The sequence below is a fragment of the Candidatus Clostridium eludens genome (assembly GCF_045310515.1).
In the GTDB taxonomy this organism is placed as follows: Bacteria; Bacillota; Clostridia; order Clostridiales; family Clostridiaceae; genus Clostridium_B; species Clostridium_B eludens.
In genome coordinates this window covers 40,501-53,153 of sequence record NZ_JBJHZX010000032.1, presented here as the reverse complement: position 1 = coordinate 53,153, position 12,653 = coordinate 40,501, and the positions used below count along the sequence as shown (strand labels likewise).

The following is a 12,653-nucleotide window of genomic DNA, read 5'->3' as shown; positions in this document are numbered from 1 at the left end:
CGTGGTAGCTCAATGGTGGAGCATTCGGCTGTTAACCGAAGGGTTGGAGGTTCAAATCCTCTCCACGGAGCCATTTTTATTTTTTTGTTCTTTTTAAATCCTATATTCCGCACGTAAAATTTAACATTTCTTGATATTTATTTATCCATAGTATCATTATTATGGATAAAATTATTCCTTGCATCACCAAATAACCCTTATTAAAACAAGGAATATATTAGACATTAATACAAATCAATATATTTCATCATAATGTCTACAACAAGTGTAATTATTGCATTCTCACATATTGTATTGTCAGGAATGCAGTTTATATTTATTGTAGCTATTTTCTCAGCCATTCTTTTTGATATCATATAAATAATTTTCCGAATTATTGTTAATATGATATATTCTACATAAATTTTAAAAATCCTTTTGTGATTAGAGAAACAAAAATTGTAGGAGAAGTTACAGAAAAAAGAGAAAAAAACGTAAAACACTTTTTAAAAGAAGATTCAACCTTTGAGGCTGCAATATACAGTGAACCGGTCCATTATTTAAGTAACGGAAAATGGCAGGATATTGATAACTCCATATATTTTAGACTAATAGGTTATTAAATTTACAATTAATTTTCCATAAGTGTTTATGTTCATAGTAAAATAGGCAAGAAAATAGTTTCAGTGGCAGTATTATAAGTTATTCTGCTGATATAGAAACTGGATTTATAGCTGTGGAAATTTCTGTAGGTTACGTAGGGATTCCAGCATTTGGCGTAAGTATTGTAGCAGGAGTAGCGATAGATAAATCTTCAACTTTTATAAAAAACAAAATAAGTTAAACAAGTATTTAACTTATTTCACTCTTTAACTATGCTTTTCCCATTACTTATCAAAACTATACTTCCATCTATATCAGTTCTATAAATACGTATGTTTCTTTTTTTTAGCTTTTTTAAAGTTTCTTTGTGGGGGTGTCCATAACTATTATCCCTGCCACAGCTTATAATAGCTATTTTAGGAGAAACTTTATCTAAAAATTCATCTGTAGTGGAAGTGGAGCTTCCATGGTGGCCGATTTTCAAAACATCAGCGGATACATCATAGTTTTTATCTAAAATTTCTCTTTCGCTTAATTTTTCTGCATCTCCTGTAAATAAGAATTTAGTATTTCCATAGGATATTTTTAAGACTACAGAATAATTATTTGTATCCTCATATTTGGTACTATTAGGAGCCAATATTTCAGCTGTGGTATTTTTACCTAAATTTAGTTGAGTACCTGGTTTAGGGACGTCTATTTTCATATTTTTTGATTTTAATTCATCTATCATGTTCTCAAAAGTTTTAGTATTAACTATTTTTCTTGGAGCATAAAATTTGTCTATATCATATTTTTTTATTACGCTACTCATGCCACCTATGTGATCTTCATCTGGATGGGTGGCAATTACATAATCCAATGTTTTAATATTTTCATGATTTAAATAAGATATCAGTTTGTGGGTATTTTTATTTGGCCCTGCATCTATTAAAAGATTTTTACCATTTACTTGAATAAGTTCACTGTCTCCCTGACCAATGTCTATATAATGTACTGTAAATTGAAGGGAGTGATCTTTGAAACTAATTGTATTAGTACTTTCACTGTTTGTACAGCCGGATATTAAAAAAGTTATTACTATTAGTAGACTTATTATATTAAAATATTTTTTTATATAATTCATCAATATAACCACCCTGTTGTGTTCATTTTAAATAAATAGTTTATATTATTTCTCAATATATATATGTTCAATTATTTGCTGTTTTACAATATTTGATATGTCGGATAATTCTTCTTTTGAAAGTTTATCTATGTATATAGGTTCACATATAGTCACTTTCACATATGCAGATTTTACCATACTGTGTTTATTACCTTCTCTTAATTTATAACTTCCATCTATGGCTATAGGGACTACGGGTACTTTAGCCTTTAAAGCTAGTTTTAAGCTTCCCTTTTTGAATTCACCAATGCTGGGCCCCTTGCTCCTGGTGCCTTCCGGAAATATTACCATGCTGTGCCCTTTTTTTAAGGTTTCAATTGCTTCGTTTATAGATTTCATAGATTCTCTTATACTTTTTCTGTCTATAAAGACACATTTTATTTGTCTCATCCAGTAAGTAATTAATTTAAATTTTGTTATTTCCTTTTTAGATATAAATCCAACCGTTCTATCTATAGAAGAAATTATTATGGGTATATCTAAAAAACCCTGATGGTTTGAAACGAAGAGACAAGTAGAGTCAGGTAGATTTTCTTTTCCAGTTACTTCTATTTTGGCATTTATAAGTCTTAATACAAAATCAGCCCATTTTTTTAGAGATATATTTATGTAATTTTCAGCTTCTTGTTCAGTTCCTGTTTTTCTAATTCTATTTAATCTCCATTTTTTGCCCAGTGCAGATACCATATATAGAAAAAAAATAAAGTAAAATAAGATAGTTTTTAACATAAGTTAAAACTCCTTTCCTGTAAATATTATATTTTGTAAGCATATATTACCTTATCCATTATATCATATGAACTATTATATTTATGTATATACTCATTAAATATAATAGTCAGTTGTAAAAACTAAAATTATAATTGATAGTATATTTTATTCAAATACATAGAGCCAATATCCTCTAAAAAAAATCCTATTTTATATACAATTAAAGTTGGTGAATACGTTTTATTCAAATGTATGATAATGGTACGAAATTTATTTGCTAAAATATTATAAAAGTGCTACAATATAAGTATAATTATTCTTGTTTATAGTTATTAAATTTGCCTATATGTAATAATTATTCACATTTTCAGTATAAATATAACATTTTCATATGTAAAGGTAAAAATATATATGAAATAATCTAGTAAAAATAATTCAAAAATTCATCTTAAATTATAGATCCAATATTTAAAGATAAGGAGATGATTTATATGAAAAAATGTTCATACGATTATAAATTGGACAATGTAAATGATCCTAATTTTTATAAAAACATATTTCCATATGAAGAAGTACCAAAGATAGCTTTTAATAAAATACAATTACCTATGGATTTACCAGATAACATATATATTACAGATACTACATTCAGAGATGGGCAGCAGTCTATGCCTCCCTATACTGCCAGACAGATAATTAGAATTTTTGATTATCTTCACGAATTAGATAATAATTCGGGAGTAATAAAACAGACTGAATTTTTTTTATACACAAAAAAAGACAGGAAAGCTGCACAGGTATGTATGGAAAGAGGATATGAATTCCCAGAAGTTACTTCATGGATAAGGGCAAATAAGGAAGATTTAAAATTAGTAAAAAGTATGGGAATTAAGGAAACAGGAATGCTTATGTCTTGTTCAGATTATCATATATTTAAGAAGCTTAAAATGACAAGAAAAGAAACTATGGATATGTACTTAGATTTAGTAAAAGAAACACTTAATAATGGAATTCAGCCTAGATGTCATTTAGAAGACATAACAAGAGCTGATTTTTATGGATTTGTAGTACCCCTTGTAAATGAACTGATGAAGTTATCAAAAGAAGCCAACATTCCTATAAAAATAAGAGTTTGTGATACTTTAGGTTTAGGTGTATCTTATAATGGAGTAGAGATTCCAAGAAGTGTACAGGGGCTTATACATGGACTTAGAAATAATTGCGAAGTCCCTTCGGAGTGTATAGAATGGCATGGACATAATGATTTTTATGGAGTAGTAAATAATTCTACAACGGCATGGTTATATGGAGCATCTTCTGTAAATACCTCCTTTTTAGGAATAGGGGAGAGAACGGGAAATTGTCCTTTAGAAGCTATGATATTTGAGTATGCCCAAATAAAGGGGAACACTAAAAATATGAAGCTTCATATTATAACAGAGCTAGCAGAATATTTTGAGAAGGAAATTAATTATTCTGTACCTGTAAGAACTCCTTTTGTAGGAAATGATTTTAATGTAACCAGGGCAGGAATACATGCAGATGGTATATTAAAAGATGAAGAAATTTATAATATATTTGATACGGATAAAATTTTAGGAAGGCCAGTAGTAGTAGCTGTAGGGCAATATTCCGGGCGGGCTGGAATTGCGGCTTGGATTAATACCTATTATAGATTGAAAGATAATAATAAAGTTGATAAAAATGATCCTAGGATTGATAAGATAAAAACATGGCTGGATGAACAATATAAATCAGGAAGGACTAGCGTAATAGGCAATAATGAGTTAGAATTATTAGTGAATAAAGTAATGCCAGAAATTATTGAAAAAACAGAAGAAAGAGCTAGCTAACCTGTAGCTGTTAATTTACAAAATTGGAGGATAAGAATGGGATTAAATGCATCACAGAAAATCATAAAAAATCATTTAGTTAAGGGTGAAATGATACCAGGAAAAGAGATAGCCATAAAAATAGATCAAACTCTCACCCAGGATTCTACTGGGACCATGGCCTATCTTCAATTTGAGGCACTAGGAATAGATAGGGTTAAAACAAAACGTTCTGTGGCCTACATTGATCACAATATATTGCAATCTGGGCCGGAGAATGCGGATGATCACCTTTATATTCAAACTGTAGCAAAAAAACATGGTATATATTTTTCAAGGCCTGGAAATGGAATATGTCATCAAGTTAATTTAGAAAGATTTGGAGTTCCAGGAGATACTCTTTTAGGTTCAGACAGTCACACTCCTACGGGCGGGGGCATAGGAATGCTTGCCATTGGTGCAGGAGGACTAGATGTAGCTGTAGCTATGGGGGGAGGAGAATATTATATAAATATGCCCTCCATTGTAAAGGTAAACTTAACTGGAAAATTGAATTCTTGGGTTACAGCCAAGGATATAATTTTGGAAATGCTTAAAAGACTCACCGTTAAAGGAGGAGTAGGAAAGATTTTTGAGTATACAGGAGAAGGTGTTAAAACTTTATCAGTACCTGAAAGAGCTACAATAACCAATATGGGAGCAGAGCTTGGTGCCACAACTTCCATATTTCCTAGTGATGATGTAGTACGCGAATTTTTGAAAGCTCAAGGAAGAGAGGAAGATTTCTACTGTATACAGCCAGATGAAGATGCGGTATATGATGAAGAAATGGAGATAGATTTATCTTTACTTGAGCCTATGGTAGCGTGTCCACATAGTCCTGATAAAGTAGTACCTGTTTCAGAATTAGAAAGCATAAAAGTAAATCAGGCGTGTATAGGAAGCTGTACTAATTCTTCTTATGCAGATATGATGAAAGTTGCAAGTATATTAAAGGGAAAAACTGTAAGCGAAGATGTATCTTTAGTAATATCTCCAGGTTCTAAACAGGTTTTAACTATGTTAGCTGAAAATGGGGCTTTGGCTTCTATGGTAGCAGCAGGTGCAAGGATACTTGAAAGTGCCTGTGGACCTTGTATAGGTATGGGTCAGTCTCCAGCTACTGATGCTGTGTCACTTAGAACTTTTAACCGAAATTTTGAGGGGAGATCTGGTACTAAGTCTGCTAAAATATATTTGGTAAGTCCGGAAATTGCAGCAGCATCTGCTCTAAAAGGGTACATAACAGATCCTAGAAAGTTAGGAGAATATTTTAATATAGAGATGCCAGAAGAATTTTTAGTAGAGGATAACATGATAGTTGCTCCTGCGGAAAATGGAATGGAAGTTGAAGTAGTAAGAGGTCCTAATATAAAACCTTTTCCTAAGGCAAAGGCTTTGGAGAATGTTGTAGGAGGCAAAGTTCTCACAAAAGTAGAAGATAACATAACTACAGATCACATAATGCCTTCTAATGCAAAGCTTTTACCTTATAGATCTAATATACCTTATTTGTCGGAATATTGTTTAACTCCTTGTGATGAGGATTTCCCTAAAAAGGCAAAGGAAAATCAGGGAGGCTTTATAGTAGGAGGAGGCAATTACGGACAGGGTTCCAGTAGAGAACATGCAGCGCTTGCTCCACTTTATTTAGGAGTAAAGGGAGTACTGGCTAAGTCATTTGCCAGAATTCACAAGGCAAATCTTATAAATAATGGTATAATTACTCTGGTATTTGAGAATCAGGATGACTATGAAAAAATAGATACTATGGATGAATTGGAAATCAAAGATGCGTTAACACAAATTGAAAATGATATTGTTACGGTAAAAAATAAAACTAAAGATGAAGAGTATAAAATGTTGCTAGATGTTACTGAAAGACAAAGAAATATGATAAGATATGGTGGTTTATTGAATTTAGTAAAAAGAAGCAGTAACTAAAATTTTATTTGTAAGTATTTTTTATTAGCCCGCTTACTTAAATGATGGCTTTTCATTTAAATAAGCGGTATATTTATTTATGGGAGGAATTTAACTTAATGAAATCATAGCATAATTATTGTTAAGCTTTATCAAGAGCTTGTGCTAAGTCGTCTATAAGATCTTGTACACCTTCAACTCCAATGGAAAGTCTTACAAGGTCTGGAGTAACTCCTGCAGTTTTTTGCTGTTCTTCATTGAGTTCTGCATGAGTAGTGCTTGCCGGATGAATTACAAGAGATTTCGCATCTGCTACATTTGCAAGCAGTGAAAATAGTTCAAGACTATTTATAAATTTCTTTCCTGCTTCAAGGCCGCCTTTTATTCCAAAGGTAAATATAGATCCTGCACCTTTTGGCAGATATTTCTTAGCTAAATCTTTATAAGGACTACCTTCTAGTTCAGGGTAATTTACCCAGGAAACCTTTGGATGGTTATTTAAAAATTCAACTATTTTTCTTGTATTTGATACATGTCTTTCAACTCTCAAAGATAATGATTCTAAACCTAAAAGAAAATAGAATGCACTTTGAGGACTAAGTGCGGCACCAGTATTTCTTAAAAGTTGAACTCTGGCTTTTATAGCAAAGGCCACAGGACCTAAGTCTGAATATACTAATCCATTATAGCTTTCATCAGGTGTCGTAAAATCAGGGAATTTACCACTTGCAGCCCAGTCGAATTTACCACCGTCCACTATAACTCCACCAATTGCAGTTCCATGTCCTCCAATAAATTTAGTTGCAGAATGAACAACTACATCTGCCCCATATTCTATTGGTCTGATAAGATATGGTGTTCCAAAAGTGTTATCTAAGATAAGAGGTATTTTATTTTCATGGGCAATATTTGCTACAGCTTCTATATCTAAAATGTTAATTCTTGGATTGCCTATTGTCTCTCCATAAACTGCTTTAGTTTTAGGGGTAATAGCCCTTCTGATATTTTCTGGATCATCTGGATCTACAAATGTTACCTTAATTCCAAGTTTCTTTAAAGTTACTGAAAATAATTCATAAGTTCCGCCATATAATGTGCTGACTGAAACTATTTCATCTCCTGAACTTGCCACATTAAGTATGGAGTATAAAATTGCTGCCATTCCTGATGATGTAGCAAGGGCTGCAGAGCCGCCTTCAAGAGCTGCTATTCTTTGTTCAAATACATCCTGTGTTGGATTCATTATTCGTGCATATACATTTCCAGGTTTTTTTAATTGGAAAAAGTCTGCAGCTTCGTCTGCATCTTTAAATACAAAGGATGTTGTTTGATAGATTGGAACTGCCCTTGCTCCTGTAGTTGGATCTGGCACCTGACCTGCATGTACCTGTAATGTTTCAAATGATAATTTTTTTTCACTCATTTTTTATTCCTCCTTAATACTTTATATCTATATTTTCAAAGTTTTTAGTATCTTGCACGAAACTTCTGCTTATAATCCAAGGAAAAGTAAAAATAAAAAATCTTCTTGTAAGATAAGATACAAGAAGATTTTTCTTCATGCTTCTCATCTCTCAGGTTTTTATACCTGCTGGAATTAGCACCGTTGAATCATAAAAAATCATTCAGGTTGCCGGGCATCATAGGGCCAGTCCCTCTGCCTCTCTGGATAAGAAGTTCCGTATTCGATTGAAAAAATCATAACAGATATCTATAACGCTTGTCAAGAGGAAAATAAAAAATAATTAATATTTTTGTGATAATTTTATATGTATTTTTTGAAAAAGTATAAACATTGTAAAAATGTTGACAATTAATATTAAAATATTTATTATGAGAGATAGGGAGCAGGACTGATGTATTGTGACAATATGTGTCACAATACCAGCTATGTTGGAACCAAAATTGTACGGAGATTGGACTAATTATAGTAATTATATGTAAAAAATGACTAGATTAGGTATGGAATGCAGTGTGAAAAGAGGGGGGACATAAATGAGTTTTAAAGATTTGATGAATAAATTTAATGACAAGTTTATTTTTTTTGATGGAGCCATGGGTACAATGCTCCAAAAAGCAGGACTCAAATTGGGGGAATTACCGGAGGTACTTAACATTACAAATCCTCAAGTAATAAAGGAAATACATAGGCAGTACTTAGAGGCAGGGGCAGATGTTATAACAACTAACACCTTTGGAGCCAATGAACTTAAGTATAATTCTTCCGAATATACCATAAAAGACGTAATTGAGGCTGGGGTAAAAATTGCAAAACAGGAAGCAGGAGATAGATTAGTAGCTCTTGACATAGGACCTTTGGGAAAGATTATGGAGCCTACAGGCAACTTAAGTTTTGAAAGTGCATATGAGTTATTTAAAAATCAAATTATTATAGGGGAAAAAGCAGGTGCGGATATAATTTTAATAGAAACCATGTCTGATTTATATGAAGCGAAGGCAGCTATTCTTGCAGCAAAAGAAAATAGTAAACTTCCAATATTCTGTACAATGACTTTTCAAGAGGATGGAAGAACTCTCATGGGAACAGATGCTAAAACCATGGTATTTGTGCTGGAAGCACTAGGAGTAGATGTTCTTGGAGTTAACTGTTCTCTTGGACCTAAGGAACTTCAAGGTATTGTGGAGGAGATTTTAAAGTATTCCTCTACACCAGTTATGGTACAACCTAATGCAGGCCTTCCAAGGTATGACGGTAAAAATACAATTTATGATATATCCCCTGAAGATTTTGCGGAGAATGTATTAGCTATGGCAAAAAAAGGAGTTAAAGTTTTGGGCGGATGTTGTGGTACTACTCCGGAATTTATACAGATTTGTAAAAAAACTCTAGATAATTTAGTATCCTTGGATATAAAAGAAAAAAGCTATACGGCAGTATGCTCTGCTACAGAAACTGTTATTTTAGGTGAGAAAATAAAAATTATCGGAGAGAGAATTAATCCTACGGGAAGAAAAGTTTATAAAAGTGAACTAAAAGAAGGCAGTATTAATTATATACAAAAAGAATCTATTGGCCAGAAAGAAGAGGGAGCACATATACTGGGAGTAAATGTTGGACTTCCTGAAATTGATGAAGTGAAAATTATGAAAAAAGCAGTAAAGGCAGTACAAAAAGTAGTTCAGCTGCCATTAAGTATAGATAGCCCGGACCCCGAAGTCTTAGAGACGGGAATTAGGGCATATAACGGAAAGCCTTTAATAAATTCTGTAAATGGAAGTAAAAAATCCATGGATGAAGTATTTCCGATAGTAAAAAAATATGGCGGATGTGTTATAGCACTTACTATAGACGAAGATGGGATACCAAATACTGCAGAAGGCAGGGTAAAAATTGCAGAAAAAATAATTCAGACTGCAAGTAATTATGGAATTAAGAAAAAGGATATAATAGTTGATTGCCTTACATTGACTGTTTCCGCCCAACAAAAAGAAGTAATGGAAACAATAAAAGCTATAAAAATGGTAAAAGAGAAATTTGGAGTAAAAACTGTTTTGGGAGTAAGCAATATATCCTATGGACTTCCAAACAGGAGTATATTAAACAGGACTTTTCTTGCCATGGCATTACAGGCAGGATTGGATTTGCCCATAATGAATACTGCAGATGAATCTATGAAAGATATTATATCCGCCTTTCAGGTATTAACCAATATAGATAAAGAAGGAAAAGAATATGTGGCTAGATATGGGAATAAGTCCAAAAATGAAAAAGTGGCAATAGGAGAGGATACATCGCTTAAAAGCCGGGATAAAAGTGTGAGAGATTTGAAGCAGGTAATCATTGATGGAGTTGAAGAAGAGGCGGCCAGCATGACAATTGAATTGTTAAAAAGTAAAAAGGCACTAGAAATAGTAAACTCATATATAATTCCGGCTTTAGATGAAGTAGGCAGGCAGTATGAATTGCAAGATATATTTTTGCCTCAACTTATACAGTCAGCAGAAACTGTTAAGAAATCTTTTGAAATAATAAAAGAGAACATGCTGAGCAGGGGACAGAAGAATTTAGAAAAAGGTAGAATAGTATTAGCTACAGTAAAAGGTGATATACATGATATAGGGAAAAATATAGTTAAGGTGTTATTAGAAAATTACGGTTTTGAAGTTATAGATTTAGGGCGAGATGTAGATATTGATAAAGTAGTAGATGCTGTAAGAGAAAATAATATAAAGTTAGTTGGATTAAGTGCACTTATGACAACTACTGTAGCTAGCATGAAAAAGACTATAGATGCTATAAGGGAAAACAAACTTACATGTAAGATTATGGTAGGGGGAGCAGTGCTGAATCAAAATTATGCAGATATGATAGGTGCAGACTATTATGCCAAAGATGCCAGAGAGTCTGTTAAAATAGCTGAAGAGGTATTTTCAATTTGAAATTTACACCTATGAATTAAATCTTTTATGGAATATTCTTTCAAATTGATATAAAATAGTTATATAAAGAAAAATGGTATAAAAACCAATTTGGAGAGATAAGAAATGAGTCAAAAAATTAATGAAAAAAGTGCAAAGTACGTACCAGAAATAAGAGGGACACTTAGAGATCACATGATAAATCTCCCTCTTGTAATTAGAGAAGCCAGTGGAATAAATGTTTTTGGAAAGAGGATAAAATCTCTTGCATTTACTACAGATATAGCAGTTATAAAAAATATAAATGCAGATGCAATTTTAGCAGTTTATCCTTTTACCCCTCAGTTAGTTATAACTGAAGCTTTAGTTACTGCCTCTGATGTGCCAATATTTTGTGGTGTAGGCGGAGGACTTACTATGGGAAAAAGAGTTATAAATTTGGCACTAAATGCTGAGTTTGCTGGAGCCATGGGAGTGGTAGTTAATAGTCCCACATCTAATGAAGTTATAAAAGCGGTTAGAGATTCTATTGATATTCCTATTGTAGTTACGGTGGTGTCTGAAAGAGATGATATTGGAATGAGAATAAAATCAGGAGCTTCCATATTAAACGTGTCCGCAGGTAAAAATAGTGCAAAGCTAGTAAAGAAGATAAGAGAAAATTACAAAAAGTTTCCCATAATAGCTACAGGCGGTAAAACTGAAGAAAGTATTAGGGAGACAATACAGGCAGGTACAAATGCCATTTCTTATACTCCACCTTCAACTGCGGAGTTATTTAAAGAAAGTATGGAAAGATATAGGAATGCTTATTAAAGGCTGTACTTATATTAAATATTTTTGTTTAATATAAGTGCAGTTTTTTATTTATGCATAAAATCTTAATAATCTATTATATTTATGCATAATTTTTTTAGTTTAATAAAGAATTTTCCCTGTATTATAAAGTAAAAGCAAAGAGATCCTATATTTAGTAAATACACTAAATATATTAAATCACTGTATAAGATAAGGGTATTTTTATCCATGTATAAAGTTAAGTAATTCATTGAAAAAAATACAGCTGCTTTTAATAAAAAAATCCTTAAAAAAACAAAGAAAGTATTGCATAATTATAATAGTATATGTATAATTATTTATGTACTTAACCTAAGGAGTTAAAGTTTAATTATTTTTAGAAAAGAGGAGAAATAATGAAAAATTTTAGAAAGGCAATAATTACGTTATTAACAATTATTTTTACGATGGCTTTATTTACAGGGTGTGGGACTAGTAGTGATAATGCACAAAATTCTCTCGAAAAAGTAAAGAAAGCAGGAGTTTTAAAGATAGGCTTGGAGGATTCATTTCCGCCAATGGAATTTAGGGACAGTAAAAATGTTCTTAAAGGTTTTGACGTAGATATGGCAAATGCTATAGGAAAGAAACTTGGAGTAAAAACTGAATTTGTATGTACTGAATTCAATGGCATAGTTTTAGCACTTAAGTCAGGAAAATTTGATGCTATAATATCTGGAATGAGTATAACAGATGATAGAAAAAAACAGATAGATTTTTCAGAACCATATGTAATGTCGGGACAAATTGTAGTTGTTAAAGATGAAAATACAACAATAAAAAGTGTCAGTGATTTAAAAGGCAAGACTGTAGGCGTAGAACTTGGGACAACAGGTGAAGAATCAGCATCAAAATTAAGCGGGTTAAAAGAAGTAAAAAAATATGACAAAGCTACAGAGGCACTTCAGGATCTTGGCACAAGCAGAATTGATGCTGTAATAATTGATGAGCCTGTAGGAAGATATTATATGACAAGCACAGGCAAAGACAAAAAATATAAAGTATTAGATGAAAAACTTACTAGTGAACCAATGGGAATAGGATTTAAAAAGGGTGATAAAGAATTAGAAGAAGCGGTACAAAATGCAATAAATGAATTAAAAAAAGATGGAACAATGTCTAAGATCTCAACTAAATGGTTTGGAGAAGACATATATAAATAAATATATGCAAAAGGAAGT

Annotated in this window: 10 protein-coding genes and 1 riboswitch; of the genes, 6 read left to right on the top strand and 4 right to left on the bottom strand. The window is 32.1% G+C overall.

The genetic code is table 11. From position 1 onward, the window contains the following. Positions 1 to 419 precede the first annotated feature (419 nt). Positions 420 to 602, top strand: coding sequence for a hypothetical protein (locus ACJDU8_RS18625; protein WP_406793669.1), 183 nt, complete (start codon positions 420 to 422; stop codon positions 600 to 602). Between the two features lie 239 nt (positions 603 to 841). Here ACJDU8_RS18625 and ACJDU8_RS18620 read toward each other — a convergent pair whose 3' ends face one another. Continuing rightward, a complete protein-coding gene (locus tag ACJDU8_RS18620; RefSeq protein ID WP_406793668.1) occupies positions 842 to 1,708 on the bottom strand; it encodes a ComEC/Rec2 family competence protein in 867 nt (288 codons plus the stop codon). 45 nt (positions 1,709 to 1,753) lie between these two features. Then, positions 1,754 to 2,479, bottom strand: coding sequence for a lysophospholipid acyltransferase family protein (locus tag ACJDU8_RS18615; RefSeq protein WP_406793667.1), 726 nt, complete (start codon positions 2,477 to 2,479; stop codon positions 1,754 to 1,756). Between the two features lie 473 nt (positions 2,480 to 2,952). Here ACJDU8_RS18615 and ACJDU8_RS18610 point away from each other — a divergent pair, with 473 nt between their 5' ends. Both ACJDU8_RS18610 and ACJDU8_RS18605 read left to right on the top strand, forming a co-directional pair. Then, positions 2,953 to 4,314: a 2-isopropylmalate synthase gene (locus ACJDU8_RS18610; RefSeq protein ID WP_406793666.1), complete on the top strand. Its 1,362-nt coding sequence runs from the start codon at positions 2,953 to 2,955 to the stop codon at positions 4,312 to 4,314. Positions 4,315 to 4,350: 36 nt separating this feature from the next. Continuing rightward, positions 4,351 to 6,276 carry an aconitate hydratase gene (locus ACJDU8_RS18605; RefSeq protein ID WP_406793665.1) on the top strand — a complete coding sequence of 642 codons (1,926 nt, stop codon included), beginning with the start codon at positions 4,351 to 4,353 and terminating at the stop codon, positions 6,274 to 6,276. 121 nt (positions 6,277 to 6,397) lie between these two features. Here ACJDU8_RS18605 and ACJDU8_RS18600 read toward each other — a convergent pair whose 3' ends face one another. Continuing rightward, positions 6,398 to 7,678, bottom strand: coding sequence for an O-acetylhomoserine aminocarboxypropyltransferase/cysteine synthase family protein (locus ACJDU8_RS18600; protein ID WP_406793664.1), 1,281 nt, complete (start codon positions 7,676 to 7,678; stop codon positions 6,398 to 6,400). Positions 7,679 to 7,691: 13 nt separating this feature from the next. Beyond that, positions 7,692 to 7,817 carry a hypothetical protein gene (locus ACJDU8_RS18595; RefSeq protein WP_406793663.1) on the bottom strand — a complete coding sequence of 42 codons (126 nt, stop codon included), beginning with the start codon at positions 7,815 to 7,817 and terminating at the stop codon, positions 7,692 to 7,694. 2 nt (positions 7,818 to 7,819) lie between these two features. Beyond that, positions 7,820 to 7,931: riboswitch (SAM riboswitch) on the bottom strand. Positions 7,932 to 8,250: 319 nt separating this feature from the next. Here ACJDU8_RS18595 and ACJDU8_RS18590 point away from each other — a divergent pair. The 3 genes from ACJDU8_RS18590 (at position 8,251) to ACJDU8_RS18580 (ending at position 12,635) form a co-directional block, all read left to right on the top strand. Next, positions 8,251 to 10,656, top strand: coding sequence for a homocysteine S-methyltransferase family protein (locus ACJDU8_RS18590; RefSeq protein WP_406793662.1), 2,406 nt, complete (start codon positions 8,251 to 8,253; stop codon positions 10,654 to 10,656). A gap of 105 nt (positions 10,657 to 10,761) precedes the next feature. Then, the gene (locus tag ACJDU8_RS18585; protein WP_406793661.1) at positions 10,762 to 11,451 is read left to right on the top strand and encodes a hydrolase; all 690 of its coding nucleotides are present in this window, start codon (positions 10,762 to 10,764) and stop codon (positions 11,449 to 11,451) included. Between the two features lie 377 nt (positions 11,452 to 11,828). Next, positions 11,829 to 12,635, top strand: coding sequence for an ABC transporter substrate-binding protein (locus ACJDU8_RS18580; RefSeq protein WP_406793660.1), 807 nt, complete (start codon positions 11,829 to 11,831; stop codon positions 12,633 to 12,635). Positions 12,636 to 12,653 lie beyond the last annotated feature (18 nt).

Excerpts from the sequence above, each read along its gene's own strand:
- ACJDU8_RS18620 (WP_406793668.1), bottom strand. The coding sequence starts at position 1,708 with ATGAATTATATAAAAAAATATTTTAATATAATAAGTCTACTAATAGTA.
- ACJDU8_RS18615 (WP_406793667.1), bottom strand. The coding sequence starts at position 2,479 with ATGTTAAAAACTATCTTATTTTACTTTATTTTTTTTCTATATATGGTA.
- ACJDU8_RS18610 (WP_406793666.1), top strand. The coding sequence starts at position 2,953 with ATGAAAAAATGTTCATACGATTATAAATTGGACAATGTAAATGATCCT.
- ACJDU8_RS18605 (WP_406793665.1), top strand. The coding sequence starts at position 4,351 with ATGGGATTAAATGCATCACAGAAAATCATAAAAAATCATTTAGTTAAG.
- ACJDU8_RS18600 (WP_406793664.1), bottom strand. The coding sequence starts at position 7,678 with ATGAGTGAAAAAAAATTATCATTTGAAACATTACAGGTACATGCAGGT.
- ACJDU8_RS18595 (WP_406793663.1), bottom strand. The coding sequence starts at position 7,817 with ATGAAGAAAAATCTTCTTGTATCTTATCTTACAAGAAGATTTTTTATT.
- ACJDU8_RS18590 (WP_406793662.1), top strand. The coding sequence starts at position 8,251 with ATGAGTTTTAAAGATTTGATGAATAAATTTAATGACAAGTTTATTTTT.
- ACJDU8_RS18585 (WP_406793661.1), top strand. The coding sequence starts at position 10,762 with ATGAGTCAAAAAATTAATGAAAAAAGTGCAAAGTACGTACCAGAAATA.
- ACJDU8_RS18580 (WP_406793660.1), top strand. The coding sequence starts at position 11,829 with ATGAAAAATTTTAGAAAGGCAATAATTACGTTATTAACAATTATTTTT.